This is a genomic window from Bradyrhizobium sp. WSM2793, assembly GCF_000379585.1.
Taxonomy (GTDB): domain Bacteria; phylum Pseudomonadota; class Alphaproteobacteria; order Rhizobiales; family Xanthobacteraceae; genus Bradyrhizobium.
Genome location: NZ_KB902780.1, coordinates 311,936 through 330,608 on the forward strand (window position 1 = coordinate 311,936; position 18,673 = coordinate 330,608).

Annotated in this window: 17 protein-coding genes and 1 other RNA gene; 14 read left to right on the forward strand and 4 right to left on the reverse strand. The window is 65.8% G+C overall.

Going from position 1 to position 18,673, the window contains the following annotated elements; genetic code table 11:
• Positions 1-19: 19 nt before the first annotated feature.
• Both A3AS_RS0116380 and A3AS_RS0116385 read left to right on the forward strand, forming a co-directional pair.
• Positions 20-1,426 (forward strand): MATE family efflux transporter, encoded by a 1,407-nt coding sequence (locus tag A3AS_RS0116380; RefSeq protein ID WP_018318659.1) that lies wholly within the window; start codon positions 20-22, stop codon positions 1,424-1,426.
• 74 nt (positions 1,427-1,500) lie between these two features.
• On the forward strand, positions 1,501-2,772 hold the full coding sequence (locus A3AS_RS0116385) for an O-antigen ligase (protein WP_018318660.1): 1,272 nt from the start codon (positions 1,501-1,503) through the stop codon (positions 2,770-2,772).
• Here A3AS_RS0116385 and A3AS_RS0116390 read toward each other — a convergent pair.
• Positions 2,769-3,512, reverse strand: a complete 744-nt coding sequence (locus tag A3AS_RS0116390; protein WP_026202050.1) for a sulfite exporter TauE/SafE family protein — start codon at positions 3,510-3,512, stop codon at positions 2,769-2,771. The genes A3AS_RS0116385 and A3AS_RS0116390 overlap by 4 nt on opposite strands.
• 220 nt (positions 3,513-3,732) lie before the next feature.
• Here A3AS_RS0116390 and A3AS_RS0116395 point away from each other — a divergent pair, with 220 nt between their 5' ends.
• Positions 3,733-3,996: a hypothetical protein gene (locus A3AS_RS0116395; protein WP_049814900.1), complete on the forward strand. Its 264-nt coding sequence runs from the start codon at positions 3,733-3,735 to the stop codon at positions 3,994-3,996.
• Between the two features lies 1 nt (position 3,997).
• Here A3AS_RS0116395 and A3AS_RS0116400 read toward each other — a convergent pair whose 3' ends face one another.
• On the reverse strand, positions 3,998-5,368 hold the full coding sequence (locus A3AS_RS0116400) for a PLP-dependent aminotransferase family protein (RefSeq protein WP_018318663.1): 1,371 nt from the start codon (positions 5,366-5,368) through the stop codon (positions 3,998-4,000).
• Positions 5,369-5,417: 49 nt separating this feature from the next.
• On the opposite strand from A3AS_RS0116400, the gene A3AS_RS0116405 reads away from it, so the two are divergent.
• Entirely contained in the window at positions 5,418-5,882 is a 465-nt protein-coding gene (locus A3AS_RS0116405; RefSeq protein WP_084674833.1) for a DUF983 domain-containing protein, read from the forward strand.
• Between the two features lie 136 nt (positions 5,883-6,018).
• On the opposite strand, the gene rnpB is transcribed toward A3AS_RS0116405, so the two are convergent.
• Positions 6,019-6,498, reverse strand: an RNA gene (gene rnpB / locus A3AS_RS43490) — RNase P RNA component class A.
• A gap of 150 nt (positions 6,499-6,648) precedes the next feature.
• Here rnpB and A3AS_RS0116410 point away from each other — a divergent pair.
• Positions 6,649-7,002, forward strand: coding sequence for a YciI family protein (locus A3AS_RS0116410; RefSeq protein WP_026202052.1), 354 nt, complete (start codon positions 6,649-6,651; stop codon positions 7,000-7,002).
• A 22-nt stretch (positions 7,003-7,024) separates the two neighbouring features.
• The gene (locus tag A3AS_RS0116415) at positions 7,025-8,260 is read left to right on the forward strand and encodes an RNA polymerase sigma factor (protein ID WP_018318666.1); all 1,236 of its coding nucleotides are present in this window, start codon (positions 7,025-7,027) and stop codon (positions 8,258-8,260) included.
• Between the two features lie 5 nt (positions 8,261-8,265).
• Here the strand turns inward: A3AS_RS0116415 and A3AS_RS0116420 are convergent, their stop codons facing one another.
• Positions 8,266-9,048 carry an N-acetylmuramoyl-L-alanine amidase gene (locus A3AS_RS0116420; protein WP_026202053.1) on the reverse strand — a complete coding sequence of 261 codons (783 nt, stop codon included), beginning with the start codon at positions 9,046-9,048 and terminating at the stop codon, positions 8,266-8,268.
• A 524-nt stretch (positions 9,049-9,572) separates the two neighbouring features.
• Between A3AS_RS0116420 and rsmH the strand changes: the two genes are divergently transcribed.
• The 8 genes from rsmH to A3AS_RS0116460 all read left to right on the forward strand — a co-directional run bounded on the left by rsmH (position 9,573) and on the right by A3AS_RS0116460 (position 18,633).
• Positions 9,573-10,562, forward strand: a complete 990-nt coding sequence (rsmH, locus tag A3AS_RS0116425) for a 16S rRNA (cytosine(1402)-N(4))-methyltransferase RsmH (protein WP_026202054.1) — start codon at positions 9,573-9,575, stop codon at positions 10,560-10,562.
• Between the two features lie 3 nt (positions 10,563-10,565).
• Positions 10,566-10,958: a hypothetical protein gene (locus A3AS_RS0116430; RefSeq protein ID WP_018318669.1), complete on the forward strand. Its 393-nt coding sequence runs from the start codon at positions 10,566-10,568 to the stop codon at positions 10,956-10,958.
• Positions 10,955-12,697, forward strand: a complete 1,743-nt coding sequence (locus tag A3AS_RS0116435) for a penicillin-binding protein 2 (RefSeq protein WP_018318670.1) — start codon at positions 10,955-10,957, stop codon at positions 12,695-12,697. Before A3AS_RS0116430 ends, A3AS_RS0116435 begins: the two co-directional genes overlap by 4 nt.
• A gap of 79 nt (positions 12,698-12,776) precedes the next feature.
• Entirely contained in the window at positions 12,777-14,234 is a 1,458-nt protein-coding gene (locus tag A3AS_RS0116440) for a UDP-N-acetylmuramoyl-L-alanyl-D-glutamate--2,6-diaminopimelate ligase (RefSeq protein ID WP_018318671.1), read from the forward strand.
• The gene (murF, locus tag A3AS_RS0116445; protein ID WP_018318672.1) at positions 14,231-15,610 is read left to right on the forward strand and encodes a UDP-N-acetylmuramoyl-tripeptide--D-alanyl-D-alanine ligase; all 1,380 of its coding nucleotides are present in this window, start codon (positions 14,231-14,233) and stop codon (positions 15,608-15,610) included. Before A3AS_RS0116440 ends, murF begins: the two co-directional genes overlap by 4 nt.
• 176 nt (positions 15,611-15,786) lie before the next feature.
• On the forward strand, positions 15,787-16,890 hold the full coding sequence (gene mraY, locus A3AS_RS0116450; RefSeq protein ID WP_018318673.1) for a phospho-N-acetylmuramoyl-pentapeptide-transferase: 1,104 nt from the start codon (positions 15,787-15,789) through the stop codon (positions 16,888-16,890).
• A 7-nt stretch (positions 16,891-16,897) separates the two neighbouring features.
• The gene (gene murD, locus A3AS_RS0116455) at positions 16,898-18,298 is read left to right on the forward strand and encodes a UDP-N-acetylmuramoyl-L-alanine--D-glutamate ligase (protein WP_018318674.1); all 1,401 of its coding nucleotides are present in this window, start codon (positions 16,898-16,900) and stop codon (positions 18,296-18,298) included.
• Positions 18,299-18,339: 41 nt separating this feature from the next.
• A complete protein-coding gene (locus A3AS_RS0116460; RefSeq protein ID WP_018318675.1) occupies positions 18,340-18,633 on the forward strand; it encodes a hypothetical protein in 294 nt (97 codons plus the stop codon).
• The last annotated feature ends 40 nt before the right edge of the window (positions 18,634-18,673 follow it).

The window sequence follows — 18,673 nt, forward strand, 5'->3', positions numbered from 1 at the left end:
GCGTCAAGGATGGAATGAGATGAAAGATCTGACGAACGGCTCCATCGTAAGACACATCCTGGCCATGGCACCTCCGATCATGGCCGGCATGATCTCGATCATGATCTGCCAACTGGTCGATCTGTACTTCGTGTCGGGCCTGGGCGATGCCGCCGTGGCGGGCGTCGCCGCGGCCGGCAATGCTGGCTTTCTCGTCAACGGGCTGATGCAGGTGCTCGGTGTCGGCGCGGGGGCACTGATCGCGCATGCCGTGGGACGCAAGGACCGGCCGGATGCGAACCTGATCTTCAACCAGGCGATCGTGCTGTCGGTGCTGTTCGGACTGTCGACCCTGCTCGCAGGTGCCGCGCTGTCGCGCGCCTACATGCGTTCGATCGCAGCGGACCAGGCCACGATTGAGGCCGGGACCACTTATCTGCTGTGGTTCATGCCGGCGCTCGCGCTGCAGTTCGCGACCCAAGTCATGGGGGCTGCGTTGCGCGCGACCGGTATCGTGCGTCCCACCATGCTGGTGCAGGCGTTTGCTGTGGCCATCAATATCGCGCTGGCGCCGGTCCTGATCACGGGCTGGGGCACCGGCCATCCGCTCGGGGTCGCTGGCGCGGGGCTGGCGAGCTCGATCGCGGTCGCCATCGGCGTGCTGGTGCTGCTGGCCTATTTCCGCAAGGTCGAGCGCTATGTCGCTTTCAATCCGGCGCAGTGGCGCCCGCAGCCGCACCATTTGAAGCGCATCCTCAATGTTGGCCTGCCGGCCGGCGGCGAGTTCGCGATGATGTTCATCTTCATGGCGGTGGTCTATTACGTGCTGCGCGATTTCGGCGCGGCGGCGCAGGCCGGCTTCGGCATCGGGCAGCGCGTGCTCGGCCTGATCAACATGCCGGCGCTTGCGGTCGGGCTGGCGGCCGGGCCGATCGCCGGCCAGAATGTCGGCGCAGCCAACGCTGCGCGCGTGCGGGAAACTTTCGTCAAGGCCGCCTTGATCGTCACGATCGTGATGACCGGCTTCATGATCCTTGCGCAGGTGAAGCCGGAGCTGCTGCTCGCCGGATTCTCGAACGACCGCGAGACCATGGACATCGCTTACCTGTTCCTGCGGATCATCTCCCTCAACATGGTCGCACAGGGGCTGATCTTCACCTGCTCGAGCATGTTCCAGGCCCTTGGCAACACCAGGCCGGTGCTCTTGAGCTCGGCGACGCGCGTCTTCACCTACTCGCTGCCGGCGATCTGGCTGTCGACGCGGCCGGGCTTTCGCATGGAGTACGTCTGGTATTTGTCGGTCGCGGCGACAATGTTGCAGGCGGGCTTGAGCCTGTGGTTGCTGCGCCGCGAGTTCAGGAAGCGCCTGACTCCGGCGCCGAAGGAGAAGGCCCCAGAGCAGGAGAGCGCCGAACCCATTGTGCCTCTCGCCCGCGAGCCTGCGTAACGGTGGCTTGTTCCATCCCGGCTGCTCCGGCTAACTTGCCGGGCGGTTGAGGATGGTGGGCTGCAGAAGGGCCAATGACCGGAGTGACGAACGAGCCGCGGGCGGCGTCATGGCTCTCCGCGATCTGGGCGGCGCGCTATCGCACGCCAGCCCGCTTCGTTGCGCTGATCGCGCTGCTGCTGCCGTGGACCACGACCGGGCTGATCTTCGCGCTCATACCCTGGCTGATCGCGTTCGCATTCGTCGATCTTCGCGCGTTTCCACGTTCGCTGCTTCGCCCGATCTGCCTGCTGCCGATCGCGCTGGTCGCGCTCGCCGTCGTCGGAACGCTCTGGTCGGATGCGCCATGGTCGGAGCGAATCCACGCGATCGGGCCGTCGGCGAAGCTGCTGGTCATTCCGCTCCTGATCTACCAGTTCGAGCGCTGGCCCTACGGCCATTGGGTGTTTTCCGCCTTTCTGGCGTCCTGCGCGGCCTTGATGCTCTATTCCTTCGCCGTCGCCTTCGACCCCGCACTCTCGCTGAAGCTCTATCTGTCGCGTGGGCCTTTCAGGGTCGAAAGCGGGATCGCAGTGCGCAACTATATCGACCAGAGCCAGGAATTCGCGCTCTGTGCGCTCGCGCTGGTCTATCCGATCGTGTCGCTGCTGCGACAACGCCGCGCCGCCGCCGCGGCGCTGTTCGCGGTGCTCGCGATCGGATTTCTCGCCAACATGTTCTTCGTCGTGGTCTCGCGCACGGCGCTGGTGACGCTGCCGATCCTGGTGGTGCTGTTCGCGCTGCTGTATCTGCGCCTGCGTGCGGCGCTGCTTGCCGCGGGCGCGATGGGACTGCTGGCCGTGCTGCTCTTTGGCGTGTCGCCGCATCTGCGCATGACGGTTGCGAAGTTTCAGGCCGATTATGAGACGAGCGTGCAGGATCGTCAGGTCAGTGGCATGGGTTCACGTCTGGAATACTGGAGGAAGTCCCTTCGCTTCATCGCCGATGCGCCGCTGGTCGGCCATGGCACCGGCTCGATCCGCGGCCTGTTCGCAAGCGTGGCCGCCGATGCGAAGATCGATCCGCTGCGCGGCGAGGTCGTCAGCAACCCGCACAATCAGACCCTCAGCGTAGCCGTGCAGTGGGGTGTCGTCGGTGTCCTGATCCTCTACGCGCTCTGGTTTGCGCATCTCTCGCTGTTTCGCGGCGCGGGGCTGGCCTGCTGGATCGGCCTACTGGTCGTGGTGCAGAACATGCTGACCTCGCTGCTCAACACGCATTTGTTCGACTTCACGCCGGGCTGGATCTACGTCCTCGGCGTCGGTGTCGCCGGCGGCATGGCGCTTGGCAGGAAGACGCAGAATTAGAGTGCGCCGAGACTGTTCCAGACGAGGGTCAGGCCCGACAGGAACAGCAGGCCGAGCACGACGTCGCCAAAATGCTTGTCGTTGAGGGCGTGATAAACGCGCGCGCCGGCCCAGGCGCCGATCAAAGTGCCGGGAAACGCGACCAGCGCCAGCCAGATCACCTTGAGCTCGACGAGGCCCGATGCGGTCTGCAGCACCAGTGCTGTCGCGAGCACCGTGAAATTGAAGAGCTGGAAGATGCCGCGCCGCTCATGCTTGTTCCAGCCGCGGATGTTGGCCCACAGGATCGGCAGTGGTCCGGACAAGCCGGCGAGGCCGCCAAGAATACCACCGGCAAAGCCGATCGCGCTGTCGGCGAGGCGGCCGCCGAATTTGATCGCGAGCGGCCTTTTGTTCAGATAGAGCGCGCTCGAGAAGACCAGAATCAAAATGCCGACGCTCAGCTTGAACACTTTTGGATCGGCGGAGGCGATCAGCATGGTGCCGAGCGGCACGCCGATCAGACCGCCGATCAGGAACGGCCAGACCAGCGAGAGATCGAAGCTCTTCCACATCGAGGGCAGCGTCGAGGTTTGCGCGATCACCGAGCAGATCAGCACCAGGGGCACCGCGAGCGAGGGCGGCAGCACGTAGAGCCAGATGCCGAGCGCCATCAGTGCCGTGCCGAACCCGGCCAGGCCCGAGACGAAGCCGCCGGCCAATGCGCCGAGCAACAGCAGCGCGTAGGTGAGCGTTTCCAACAGAATGTCCTCGTCGCCGGGCGATCCCGAACTGTTGATCGCCGTCGCCCGCATAGCATGCTTGCTGCCGTGCAAGTCAATCCGCCCTGCACGCAAGCGTGATCTGCGGCGCCGGGCGTTCGCGAAAGACACGCCTACATGACGGTCGTACTTCAAATCGAGGCCGCCGCTATCTGCGCTCGGATCGGACGGCCCCCGAAAGCGACGATGGAGAATGACCATGACCCGCACTGAAATCGCCGCTGCAGCCGCGCTGTTGGCGGCCGCCTTGATGCCGACAATGGCCCAGGCGCAGCTTTCAGAGCCTGCGGCCTATCAGGCCGCTCATCCCGACCGCGACGTGCTGAATGGCGGCCAGCTCACGCCTGCGGCGCGGGCGGCTCTCGGTCAGCGGGGCGCGCCCAGCGATGCATATGCTTTGCAGGCCTATCCGTCGCCTGGGGCACCGGTCGTCCGCTCCGGCCATCGCCGTCATCGTCGATGATCTAGACGATCTGTCTGGTGTCGGCGGGCTTCTGCAGCGCGCCGACCAGGATGCGCAGCGCTTCCGTTAGTTCAGACCTGTTCCGTGCCGCGCCCAGCGAGACGCGCGCCGCATGCGGCGGTGTCCCATCGACCGTGAAGGCATCGCCGGCGACGACCGCAAGTCCGTTTCGCAACAGATGCGCCGCGACATCGGGCCGGTCCTCAGGCAGCCGCAGCCACAGATGATGCGCCGCCGGCTTGGCCAGGAATTGGAAGCCTTTCAGTGTGCGCTGCGCGAGCTGTTGACGGCCGACCGCCTCGCTGCGGATGGCGGTGATGATGCGATCGGCAATGCCGCTTTCGATCCAATGCGTCACCAGCGCGACCATCAGCGGCGCCGGCATCTGCACGGTCGCCTGCAAATACGTCCGCATCTCCCGCTGCGCCTCGCCGTCGGGCGTCACCAGATAGGCAACGCGGAGCGCCGGCGCGATGCATTTCGACAGCGTGGTCGCAAGATAGGTCCGCTCCGGAATGAGATTGGCGATCGGCGATGCCGAGCGGTCGAGCAGGCCGTAGGCGTCGTCCTCGATCAGGATCGTGCCGGTATCGCGGATGATCTTTGCGATCGCGCCGCGCCGCTCGGGGACAAGCGTCGCGGTGGTCGGATTGTGCAGGGTCGGGATGAGATAGACGGCCTTCGGCTTGTGCACGCGGCAGGCCTTTGCCAGCGCATCGGGCAGGATGCCGCCGTCATCCATGGCGATGCCGACGAGCTTGATGCCGAGCCGCGCTGCTGCGGCCTTGATGCCGGGGAATGTCAGCGCCTCCGTCAGCACGATGTCGCCGGGCCGCGCCAGATGGGCGAGCAGGTTGAACAGGATCGTCTGCGTGCCCGGAAAGACTACGAGCCTGTCGGCATGCGCGTGCGGCACCCGTGCGCGCATCCAGCGCGCGGCGACCTCGCGCTCATGCGCGCTGCCGCCAGGCGGCTGATAGTTGAGATACGCCGTCAGGCCCGATTGCGCGCGGATCGCTTCCATCCCGGCGATGATGCGCTCGTCGAGCTGCGCCTCCAGCGGATGCGGCGGCACGTTCATCGAAAGATCGATCGCGACGGGATGCGGCAGATCGACCGCGCGGCGCGCGCTGGTCTCCGACACGAACGAGCCCTGTCCGACCCGCGCCTCCATGATTCCGCGACGCCGCGCCTCGGTGTAGGCGCGCGTCACCGTGGTGAGGTCGACGTCGAGCGCCTTTGCAAGCGCGCGCTGCGTCGGCAGTTGTTGGCCACGCACGAGCCGGCCGGCGGCGATGTCGGCCTCCATGGCCTCGACGATGCGCTGGTAGCGCGGCCCTGATAGCTCCGAGATTGTCGGGGTCCAATCCATGCAATTTGGGCCCGTTACCTTTGAATGTATGGATGCAAGATATTATTGTATGGATCGTCGAAAAGGAAGAGGTGGGGTCATGGCGGCAGGTTCAGTCTCTCTGGCGAAGGCGATGTGGCGCGGCTTTCGCGGCAAGTGCCCGAACTGCGGCGAAGGACATCTGTTCGGCCGTTTCCTAAAGGTCGCAAACAGCTGTGATCATTGCGGCGAGGAGCTGTTCCACCAGCGCGCCGATGATTTTCCCGCCTATCTCGTGATCGTCCTGGTCGGCCATCTCGTGGTGCCGGCGATCCTGGCGGTCGAGACCGCGTATGCGCCGGCGGTCTGGCTGCAACTTGCGGTGTGGTTGCCGGTGACGCTGTTCGCCTCGCTCGCGTTGCTGCAGCCGACCAAGGGCGCCATCGTCGGGCTGCAATGGCAGATCGGCATGCACGGATTTGAAGTGAGCAAGCAGCGGCGTGAAGCCGATGCGCTCGCGCCGGTGCTGGTAAAAGCGGACACGCGCGCGGCCTGAGGCGCGGCGACGTTAAGGCGTTCCTGAAAATGGTGAGGGGTTCGATGCGGTCAGCATCGAACCCCTCGTTGCTTCCTTAGCAAGACGCGTTTTCTTCACGCGAACCGGAAACCCACTTCGCTCGAAAACGCTTTAGAATATCAGCCGGCCTGTAAGCCGGGTTCTGTAAGGCATCGTCCGCTTGCGCGAACCATACGTGACGGCCATTCCTCTGGGACCATGTTTGCACATGGCCTCGAGCAACCTACCCGGACGGCGGGCCTGACATCGCCCCGCGGCGTTATCGCTTGCGCGAACAGCCCGCTACGCCGTCCCTATTCGGTTTTGCTCCCGGTGGGGTTTGCCATGCCGGCTCCGTTGCCGGACCCGCGGTGCGCTCTTACCGCACCTTTTCACCCTTACCCGTCTACGCAGCGTTCGCTGCTACGACGCGGCAGGCCCGAGGGCTTGCCGCGCCAAAGCCCCGTAGGGGCGAAGGCGGGCGGTTCGTTCTCTGTGGCACTTTCCCTGGGGTCGCCCCCGCCGGACGTTATCCGGCACCGTATGTCAAGGGAGCCCGGACTTTCCTCCCCGGCGGCCTTTCGGCACCTGCCGGAGCGGCCGTCCGGCCGACTGACTGACAACGCATGGGGCATTTGTGACGGTTTCGTCAAGCCGATATCGCGGCCCACGATCCGCCCGAAATAATTTATCCTGAAGATGTCGTTTGCTGCGTGCCCCGTTCGACTGGATGTCGGCGACACAGCCGAACAACAGGAGTGAAGCGATGCAATATCTGCTGATGATCTACCAGAACGAGGCCGAGTACGCGAAGATTGACACCGGAACCAGCCAGAAGATGTCGGCGGAGTATGAAGCCTTCACGCAATCCATCATCCGGAACGGCAATTTCAAGGCCGGCGATCGGCTGCGACCGACCACGACCGCGACCACGGTGCGTGTGCGCGACGGCAAGATGCTGACGACCGATGGACCGTTTGCGGAGACCCGCGAGCAGCTCGGCGGCTACTATCTGATCGAGGCCAAGGATCTCGACGCCGCGATCGAGATCGCGGCGCGGATTCCGAGCGCGCGCGTCGGTTCGATCGAGGTGCGGCCGATCTGGGTCTACGACAAGTGACGGCCGGGCCGCGCGTCGCCGCATGACCCCAGGCGAGATCGACAAAATCTTCCGCGACGAGGCGGGGCGGGCGCTGGCCACGTTGATCCGCCTCGTCGGCGATTTCGATCTCGCCGAGGACGCGCTTCAGGATGCTTTTGCCGTCGCGCTGGAACGCTGGGCGGCGTGCGAGGTCCCCGACAATCCGCGCGCCTGGCTGGTCAACGTCGCCAGGCACAAGGCGATCGATCGTGTCAGGCGCCAGGCTGTCTTCCGCGGCAAGCAGCAGGCGCTCCTGCACGAGATCGAGCTCAACGCGCAAACGGTCGACGAGCCGGCGACAACGCTCGACGACGACATGCTGCGGCTGATCTTCACCTGTTGCCATCCGGCCTTCGCGCCAGAAGTTCAGGTCGCGTTGACGCTGCGCACCGTCTGCGGGCTGTCGACAACGCAGGTCGCGCGCGCCTTTCTCGTGGGCGAGGAGGCGATGGCGCAGCGGCTGGTCCGCGCCAAGCAGAAGATCAGGCTCGCCGGTATCCCTTACGAGGTGCCCGAGCGCGACGCGCTGGCGCCGCGGCTCGATGGCGTGCTCGCCGTGATCTATCTCGTCTTCACCGAGGGCTATGTCGCGACCGCTGGCGCGGATCTGATGCGGCCTGATCTTGCGGCCGAAGCCATCCGGCTCGGCCGCTTGCTTGATCGGCTGATGCCGGATCGCGGCGGCATCAGGGGCCTGCTGGGCCTGATGCTGCTGCACGATGCGCGCCGCGCCGGACGCGAGACCGCGGCCGGCGATATCGTGCTGCTCGAGGAGCAGGACCGCATGCTGTGGGATCGCGGGCAGATCGAGGAGGGCTTGGGCCTGGTCGAGGATGCGCTGCGCGTGCCCGGACGGCCGCAGCCTTATGCTGTGCAGGCCGCGATCGCCGCGCTGCATGCCCGCGCGCCGAGCTTCGAGCAGACCGACTGGCGGCAGATCGCCGGGCTCTACGAGGTGTTGCTGCGCATCTCTCCCTCTCCGGTGATCGAGCTCAACCACGCTGCCGCCGTGTCGATGGTCGACGGGCCGGCACGTGCGCTCGATCTCGTCGATGCGATCAGCGCCCGAGGCGGGCTCCGCGGCTATGAGCTGTTGCCCGCAGTGCGCGCGGATCTGTTGCGGCGAATGGGGCGCAAGGATGAAGCATGCGAGGCGTATCGGGCAGCGACGGAGGCGACGCAGCTCGAGCCGTTGCGGCGGCTCTATGCGCGGCGGGTGAGGGAGATGAATAACTAGCGCCGTCACTTCGACGCGACGGTCGTCCCCTCTGCCGGCAGGCTCGCCAGCAGCGCCTGCAATGTCGACAGCGTCGAATGATCCGCGACACCGTCCAGCCGCGCCGGGCGGAAGTGGCGCTGGAAGGCGGTGACGACTTCCATGGTCGCGGCGTCGTATTTGCCTGTCAGCGGCACACCGTAGCCGTATCTGGCGAGCGCTTGCTGCAGGCTCAGCACCTCGTCGCTGATGGTGCCCAGCATCAGAGTCTCGCCGCGCACGACCGGAGCCGGCGTCACCCAATGACCGACGCCGGAATTGGCCAGCGAGTGCCACGGAAATTTTTCGCCGGGGTCCTTCTTGCGCGCGGGTGCAACGTCGGAATGGCCGAGTACCCGGTGGGCCGGCACCTTGCGGCGAAGCATGATGCCGCGGCACAGCGCGATCACGGCGGCGATCTGGCGCAGCGGATATTCCGGATAGCCCCAGTCGTGGCCGCGATTGATGATCTCGATGCCGATCGAGCAGGAGTTGATGTCGTCCTCGCCGGCCCAGGACGAGACGCCGGCGTGCCAGGCGCGCCTGGTTTCGGGCACGCATTGCACGATGCGGCCGTCCTCCAGCACGACGTAATGCGCCGAGACTTCGGTCCCGGCCGTGCACAGCCGCGCCAGCGCGCCCTCGACATCGGGCATGCCGGTATAGTGCAGCACGATCATATCGGGCTGCCGTGCCTTGCTGCGCTCGCCATAGTTCGGCGAGGGGATGATGTCGGACACGATCGAGGAATCCGGCTCGAACGCCCTCATGCTCGCCGCGGCCTTGGGAACCGGGAGAACGCGTTGACGCTTCGAATCAGATCCAGACGGTGTGGACGAACCGGACGGCGGCATAGGCAAACCAAGGTGGGACGGAGAGTGGGCCAAGCCCTTCTCTTTACTATTCCTTTACCCTCCACCCCGCGCAATCGCGCAGCGCGGTTAACGGATGCATTTTGGCGCAAGTGTGTGGATGAAGCATCACCGCCGCATCAGCTTTTCGACTTGTCACGAGCCGAGCAACGCTTTCTTAACGCTAAGGGCCGTTACTGAGGGATGAAGAGCCGACCCGCGTCCGGAGGCGGCCAAAGCGTATTTTGGCTCGAAATCCCATGGCTGCCCGACAAATTCCGCTGGGAACATTGGGTTTGCCGCCCGGGACGACTGGGCGCGGTAACCATGCTGGACGGTGCGGTCGTGGAACCGCCGCGATACGGAGTCATTCGAGGCGTCATGGGCTTGTTCGTCCCCAATCTCGCTTGGACGTCAGGCTGGGCCTCCAGCAGGTCTGGCGCATGAGCCCGGCTCCGCACATTCCCGTTCTTGGCCGTGAGGCCATCGCCCATCTCGCCCCGCGCGATGGCGGTATCTATGTCGATGCCACCTTCGGCGCCGGCGGCTATAGCCGCGCCATCCTCGACGTGCCGGGAACCCGGCTCATCGCCATTGACCGCGACGGCACCGCCATCGCAGGCGGCGCCGAGCTGGTCGAACGCTCCGCGGGCCGGTTGACGCTGGTCGAGGACCGATTCTCCAATCTTGCCGAGGTCTGCGCGGCGCAGGGCGTCGAGGCCGTGGACGGCGTCGTGATGGACGTCGGCGTGTCCTCGATGCAGCTCGATCAGGCCGGTCGCGGTTTCTCGTTCCGGCTCGACGGTCCGCTCGACATGCGGATGGGGCAGGCGGGGCCGACCGCGGCGGACGTCGTCGCCCGCGCCTCGGAAGCCGATCTCGCCGACATCATCTATCTCCTCGGCGAGGAGCGGCATTCGCGCCGCGTCGCCCGCGCCATCGTCGCGGACCGTCAGGAGACGCCGTTCACGACCACGCGCGCGCTCGCCGACCTCATCGGCAGGGTGGTGCGCTCCAAGCCCGGCGACATTCATCCGGCGACGCGGACGTTCCAGGCCCTGCGCATCTTCGTCAACGAAGAGCTCGAGGAACTTCAGACCGCGCTCGCTGCGGCCGAGCGCGTGCTCAAGCCGGGCGGGCGCCTCGTCGTGGTCTCCTTCCATTCGCTGGAAGATCGCATCGTCAAGAATTTCCTCTCCGAGCGTTCCAAAACCGGCGGCGGCTCGCGGCATTTGCCGGAGGTGGCGCAGGTTCCGCCGAGCTTCCAGCTCCTGACGCGGCGGCCCGTAATCGCCGGTGAGGACGAAGTCGCGCATAACCCGCGCGCGCGCTCCGCAAAGCTCCGCGCCGCCGAGCGCACCTCGGCGCCCGCGCATCAGGATGGCGAACCATCGTCCTGGCCAAAACTCTCCGACGTGATGAGGGGCGGCTAGCGCATGCGCATCATCCACCTCCTCGTCATCGGTGCGCTGATCTTCGCGGCGGCCTATGTCTACCGGATCAAGATGGACTCCACGGCGCGCGTCGAGAAGGTGCTGCGGCTGCATGCGGAGATCCGCGAACAGCGCGACGCGATCGCTTCGCTGCGATCCGAATGGGCCAAGCTCGATGCGCCCCATCGGCTGCAGGGCCTGTCCGACCGGCATCTGCAGCTCAAACCGGTTAACGGCACGCAATATGACCAGCTGAAGAACCTGCCGGAGCGTCCGCCGCGGATGTTCAGGCCGGGCGAGCCCGATCCGATCGGCGCCATGCTCAACACCATCGAAGCCGCGAGCGATCCTGACAATGTGACGGGCTCCGTGCCTCAGCCCGAGGACAAGCAATGAGCGGTGCGACTCCGGCCAAACCAACGGAACCCTGGCGCCAGCGGCTGATCCGCAGCATGCTCTACGGGCGCAATGTCGACCGCGCCGCGAAGGCACGCGCGCGCGTTGGTCTTGCCATGCTCGCCTTCGCCTCGGTCTACGCCCTGATCGGCGGGCGGCTCGTGATGTTCGCGATCGGCGCCGATGCCCATGGCGCACGCCGCGCCGCGGCGCAGGAGGTGGTGGCGACCGCACGCCCCGACATCGTCGACCGCAACGGTGCCATTCTTGCGACCGACGTCAAGGCGGCGAGCCTGTTCGGCGAGCCGCGCCGCATCATCGACAAGGACGAGGCGATCGAGCTTCTCACGGCGACCGTGCCCGACCTCGACGAGGCCGAGGTGCGCGAGCGCCTGAGGACGCGCAAGGGCTTCGTCTGGCTCAAACGCGAGGTCACGGCGAAGCAGCAGCAGGCCATCCACAAGCTCGGCATTCCCGGCATCGGCTTCCTGCGCGAAAACAAGCGCGTCTACCCGACCGGCAACGAGGTCGCCCACCTCATCGGTCTCGTCAACATCGACAACCAGGGTATCGCCGGCATGGAGAAGTGGCTCGACAACCAGGGTCTCGCCGATCTCCATCGCGCGGGCTTTGCCACCGACCGGCTGCAAAAGCCGATCGAGCTCTCGATCGATCTGCGCGTCGAGCACGCGCTGCGGGACGAGCTCTTGAAGGCCAAGGAGAAGTTCCACACCAAGGCGGCCTCCGGCATCGTCTCGAACGTCAAGACCGGCGAGATCGTGGCGATGGTCTCGCTTCCGGACTTCGATCCGAACAATCCGAAGGAAGCGCACGACCCGGACCGCATCAACCGCCTGACCACCGGCGTCTACGAGATGGGCTCGACTTTCAAGGCGTTCACGCTGGCGATGGCGCTCGATTCCGGAAAGATCAATTTGAACACGTCGTGGGATGCCCGCGGAAACCTGCACTACGGCAAGTTCACCATCCACGACAGTCACCCGCTCGGACGCTTCATCAACACCAAGGAAGTGTTCACCTACTCGTCCAACATCGGCGCCGCGCGGATCGCGCTCGGCCAGGGGGTCGAGGCTCACAAGGCGTTCCTTGCCAAGATGGGCCAGCTGACGCGGCTGCGCACGGAACTTCCGGAGAGCGCGGCTCCACTGATCCCGCGCCGCTGGGGTGAGCTGAACACGGTCACCATCGCGTTCGGCCAGGGCATGTCGGTGGCGCCGCTGCAGGCGGTGATGGGCATCAACGCGCTGGTGAACGGCGGCTATCTGATTCCGCCGACCTTCATGAAGCGCAGCGAATCCGAAGCGGCGGCGATGGCCAAGCGCGTCATTAAGACGGAGACCAGCGACAAGATGCGGTTCCTGATGCGGCTCAACGCCGAAATCGGCACCGCCAAGACAGCCGACGTCAAGGGCTATTATGTCGGCGGCAAGACCGGCACGTCCGAGAAGGTCATCAACGGCCGCTATGCCAAGAAGCGCGTGCTCAACTCGTTCACCGCCATCATGCCCTGCGACGATCCGAAATATCAGATCCTGATCATGCTGGACGAGCCGCAGGCGATTCCCGAAACCAAGGGCTTCATCACCTCCGGCTGGAACGCGGTGCCGACCGGCGGCAAGGTGATCGAGCGGATCGCGCCGCTTCTGGGCGTCGAGCCGCGGTTCGACTTGCCGCCGTCCGAGCGCCTTATTCTTGCAGCATCCAGGACAACCCAGTAATCAATCGGGTGGGCCGTAGCCGCTGCTGAGTCGGGGATTTCCCTCAAGATTCGGCTTTCGGTACGGCGACTGGAAGACCATGAAGCTGCGCGACCTCTTAGGCAATGATGCCGCGATCGAGCCCGCAATCGCGGCGCTCGAGGCGACGGGCCTTGCGCTCGACAGCCGCGTGGTCAAGGCCGGCGACCTCTTCTTCGCACTCGCGGGCAGCAAGACGGACGGTGCGCGCTTCATCGATGCCGCGGTGGCCGCAGGCGCCGTGGCCGTCGTCGGCGACCACGCGCCGGCTGCCTGCAAGGTGCCGTTCATCACTGTCGCCAATCCGCGTCACGCGCTGGCGCTGGCTGCGGCAAAATTCTTCCCGTCGCAGCCCGCGACCATCGCCGCGGTGACCGGCACCAGCGGCAAGACCTCGGTCGCAGCGTTTACGCGCCAGATCTGGGAGCGGCTGGGGCACGCCTCCGCCAGCATCGGTACCATCGGCCTCGTCTCGCCCAAGCGCACCGTCTATGGCTCGCTGACCACGCCGGATCCGATTGCGCTGCACCGGCAACTCGACGAGATCGCGCGCGAGGGCGTGACGCACCTCGCCTTCGAAGCGTCCTCGCACGGGCTCGATCAGTACCGGCTCGACGGCGTGCGCGTCTCGGCCGGCGGCTTCACCAATCTTTCGCGCGACCACATGGATTATCATCCGACCGTCGCGCATTATCTTGCGGCTAAACTCCGCCTGTTCCGGGAACTCGTTTCTCCGGGCGGCGCAGCGGTGATCTCGGCCGATCATGATTGCTCGGCGGAAGCGATCGAGGCGGCGAGATCGCGCGGCCTGCGCGTGATGGCAGTCGGCCGCAACGGCGACGGGGCAGGCGATGGTATCCGTCTTGCCGACGCCAAGGTCGAAGGATTTTCTCAGAAGCTGACGGTCGAGCATCGCGGCAAGCGCCATGCCGTCCGGCTGCCGCTGGTCGGCGAATTCCAGATCGAGAACGCGCTGGTATCGGCCGGACTTGCGATCGGTACCGGCAGCGATGCCGCCAATGTGTTCGCAAGCCTCGAGCATCTCGAAGGCGCCAAGGGCCGGCTCGAGCGCGTCGGCGAGCGCAATGGCGCGCCGATCTTCGTCGACTACGCGCACAAGCCCGATGCGCTCGCCAAGGCGCTGCAGGCGCTGCGGCCCTATGCGAAACGAAAGCTGGTCGTCGTGTTCGGCGCCGGCGGTGACCGCGATGCCGGCAAGCGTCCGATCATGGGCGAGATCGCGGCCGAGAATGCCGACGGCGTCATCATCACCGACGACAATCCGCGCAGCGAGAAACCGGAAGCCATCCGCGCCGCGATTCTCGCCGCGGCGAAGGGCGCCCGCGAGATCGGCGACCGTGCCGCGGCAATCCGAACCGCGATCGAGGAACTACAGGAAGGCGATGCACTGCTCGTCGCCGGCAAGGGACACGAGACCGGGCAGATCGTCGGCGGCCAGGTGCTGCCCTTCAGTGATCACGAGGCGGTCGCCGCCGCATTAGCGTCGAGGGTTGCATGAGCGCGCCGATATGGACGGTTGCCGAAGTCGCGCGCGCGCTGGGCGCTGCCGGATCATTTCCGGATACGCCGATTGATTTCGTCACCCAGGACAGCCGGCTGGTGAAGCCGGGCAGCCTGTTCGTTGCGCTGAGCGGCACGCCGAGCGGCGGCTTCGTCTCGGCCTTCGCCAGCGCGCGCGACGGCTGGGAGTTCGCGGACAAGGCCGAGGCTTCCGGCGCGGTCGCGATGATCGTGCCGCACGAGATCGCGGGCATTCGCATTCCGCAGATCGTCGTCAAGGACACGCTGATCGACGGCCTCTGGGGCCTCGCGCGCGCCGCCCGCGCCCGCTTCCGCGGGCCTGTGATCGGGCTCACCGGCAGCGCGGGCAAGACCAGCACCAAAGAATTTCTGGCGGCCTATCCGAACGCCTATGCAAGCCCCTCGAGCTTCAACAATTTCTGGGGCGTGCCGCTGACGCTGTGCAATGCCAGGCTAGATGCCAGCCTCTGGGTCGTCGAGATGGGCATGAACCAGCAAGGCGAGATCGCGCGGCTCAGCGAACTGACGCAGCCGACCGTCGCACTCGTCGTCAACGTCCAGCCCGTGCATCTGGAAAAGCTCGGCTCGCTCGAAGCCATCCGCCGCGAGAAGGTGTCGATCGCGCTCGGCCTGCCCGAGGACGGGGTGCTGGTGCTGCCGGCCGGGCTGAAGGCATCCGAATGGAAGGGCAAGGTGGTGCGCTTCGGCGAGCATGCCGAGGTGCACGAGGTCACGCACGCGCCGCATGGCGAGAGCTGGCAGGTCGTGGCCATGATCGGCAAGAAGCAGATCGCCTTCAGCCTGACGCCGGGCGCGCCGCACCGCGTGCAGAATGCGCTGGCCGCGCTCGCCGCCATCCGCGCCGCGAGCCTCGATGCGGCGACGCTGGCGATCAAGCTCGACCGGGTCGGCATCATGACCGGCCGCGGCGTCGAGCAGGCGGTCGGCAGTATCACCGTGATCGACGACAGTTTCAACGGCAATCCGGCCAGCGTCGCCGCTGCGCTGCAAAGCCTCCAGGCGCGCAATGTGACCGGCGGCCGTCGCGTTGCCGTGCTCGGTGACATGCTGGAGCTGGGCGATGATGCACCAGGCTATCACACCGGCCTTGCCAAGCATCTCGACGGGATCGACGGGATCTACTGCGTCGGCCCTCTGATGCGCCATCTCTATGATGTGCTCCCGGCCGGCAAGGGCCTCGGCTGGCACGACGATCCCGCCACCTTGAAGCCGAGTGAGGTCGCGAACCTGCTGAAGGCAGGCGACGTCGTGGTTGTCAAGGGCAGCAAGAAGATGTTCTGGGTCAACAAGTTTGTGCCGGGCCTGGTGGCCGCCTTGCAGGCAAAGGCGTAAACTGCTTGGAAGGCGCTGTTCCCGAACCCCACCCTTTGCGGCGCGAAGCCGTCCGGTTTCCCGGAGGTCGCGCGACCATGATGAAGACCAGCGAATGCGCGTAAGGCACGTTGAGGCCAAGCTCAAGAAGATCAAGGCCAAGACCGCGTGCGCAAAGGCGCCATAGGACCGTCTGAATGTTTTACTGGCTGATCGAGCTCTCCAACACATTTCCGGGCTTCGGTGCCGTTCGCACCTTCCTGAACGTCTTCCGCTACATCACCTTCCGCACCGGCGGCGCCGTCGTCACCGGCGCGCTGTTCGTGTTCCTGTTCGGGCCCTGGATCATCGATCATTTGCGCATCCGCCAGGGCAAGGGCCAGCCGATCCGGACCGACGGTCCGCAATCGCATCTCGCCAAGAAGGGCACGCCTACGATGGGCGGGCTGATGATCCTGTCCGGCCTCACGGTCGGCACGGTGCTGTGGGCCAATCCGCTCAACCCCTATGTCTGGATCGTGCTGGCGGTGACGCTCGGCTTCGGCTTCGTCGGCTTCTATGACGACTACCTCAAGGTGACCAAGCAGACCACGACCGGGTTCGGCAGCAAGCTTCGCCTGCTGATCGAGGCGGCGATTGCGCTGGTGGCCTGCTACGCGCTGGTGCGGCTGAACCGCGATCCCGCATCGACCGCGCTGACGATTCCGTTCCTCAAGGACACCGTGCTGCATTTCGGCTGGTTCTTCGTCATCTTCGGCGCCTTCGTCATCGTCGGCTCCGGCAACGCGGTGAACCTCACCGACGGGCTCGACGGCCTCGCCATCGTTCCCGTGATGATCGCGACCGCGAGCTTTGCGATGATCGCCTATCTCGCCGGCAACGCGGTGTTCGCCGAATATCTGCAGATCAAATATGTCGCCGGCACCGGCGAGCTCGCGGTGCTCTGCGGTGCGCTGCTGGGCGCCGGCCTCGGCTTCCTCTGGTTCAACGCGCCGCCGGCCTCGATCTTCATGGGCGACACCGGCTCGCTCGCGCTCGGCGGCATGCTCGGCGCCATCGCGGTCGCGGTGAAGCACGAGATCGTGCTCGCGGTGATCGGCGGCCTGTTCGTGCTGGAGGCGGTCTCCGTCATCGTGCAGGTGGTGTCGTTCAAGCTCACCGGCAAGCGCATCTTCCGGATGGCGCCGATCCATCACCATTTCGAGCAGCTTGGCTGGACCGAGCCGCAGATCGTGATCCGCTTCTGGATCATCTCGGTGATGCTGGCGCTGGCCGGTCTCTCCACGCTGAAGCTGCGGTGATCGATCGATGATCCCCGTCACGTCCTTCGCCGGCAAGACGGTCGCGGTGTTCGGCCTCGGCGGCTCGGGGCTTGCCTCCTGCCACGCCTTGAAGGCCGGCGGTGCCGAGGTGATCGCCGCCGACGACAATGCCGAGAATGTCGCCAAGGCCGCGCAGGCCGGCTTCATCACTGCCGATTTGCGCAACGTGTCCTGGGCGAATTTTACCGCGCTCGTGCTCGCGCCCGGCGTGCCGCTGACCCATCCGGTACCGCATTGGAGCGTGCTGAAGGCGCGCGAGGCAGGCTGTGAGGTGATCGGCGACATCGAGCTCTTCTGCCGCGAGCGGCGCCGCCACGCGCCGGATGCGCCGTTCGTCGCGATCACCGGCACCAACGGCAAGTCCACCACGACGGCGCTGATCGCGCATCTGACCAAGGTCGCCGGTTACGACACCCAGATGGGCGGCAATATCGGCACAGCGATCCTGTCGCTGGAGCCGCCGCGCATGGGCCGCGTCCACGTCATCGAGATGTCGTCCTACCAGATCGACCTCACGCCCTCGCTCGATCCTTCCGTCGGCATCCTGCTCAATGTCAGCGAGGACCATATCGATCGCCACGGCACCATCGCGCACTACGCCGCGGTGAAGGAGCGCCTCGTTGCCGGCGTGCAAACTGGCGGCACGGCGATCGTCGGCGTTCATGACGGCTTTTGCCGCGACATCGCCGACCGGCTCGACCGCGCCGGCAAGACCGTGGTGCGGATCTCCGTCAAGAACCCGCTGGCATCAGGCATCCATGTCGAGCACGGCAATATCGTGCGCACCGCGGGCGGCGCCCGCAGCGAAATCGCCGCGCTCGGCGGCATCGGCTCGCTGCGCGGCCAGCACAACGCGCAGAACGCGGCCTGCGCCGCCGCCGCCGCGCTGGCGATGGGCATCAGCCAGGACGTGCTGCAGAACGGCCTACGCAGCTTTCCCGGCCTTGCGCACCGCATGGAGCAGGTCGGCCGCCGCGGCAACGTGCTGTTCGTCAACGATTCCAAGGGCACCAATGCGGATGCCACGGCGCACGCGCTGTCCTCCTTTGCCGATATCTTCTGGATCGCCGGCGGCAAGGCGAAGGCCGGAGGTATCACTGGCCTGACCGGCTATTTCCCGCGCATCCGCAAGGCCTATCTGATCGGCGAGGCCGCGCAGGAGTTTTCGGGAACGCTGGGCACGCAAGTGGCGCACGAGATCAGCCAGACCCTCGACGTCGCGGTAGAGAACGCCGCGCGCGACGCGGAAGCCTCAGACCTCACCGACGCCGTCGTTCTGCTCTCGCCGGCCTGCGCTTCCTTCGACCAGTACCGCAACTTCGAGATCCGCGGCACCAAGTTCCGCGAGCTGGTGCAGGCGCTGCCGGGCGTGAAGCCGGTGGTGTAAATGCGCCAGCATCAACGGCCCAAGCGGGATCTAGACGACGCATGAGTTTGTTGGGCGTCTGGTTGGTGGATGAGACCGATGAGTTGGCGCTGGCCCAACTCGGAAATGTCCCGCTTGAGTTCGATGACAATGGTGGACTGCGCTACACAATTCGGGAGCAGGGCAAACGTCAAATCATCAATCTTCGATATCGGGTGGAGGGCTCGACGATTGTCACCGATCAGCCCTCAGCGCCACAACTCGAACGCACGCAATTCTCGTTCGCCGAGGATGGCGTCCTGACCCTCGCCTTTGGCGGCCTGCCCTATCGGTTCGTCAGGGCACCGGGTCCGTAGTCCGGTAGGGGGCTTCTCTCAAAAGTTACCCGTCCCATTA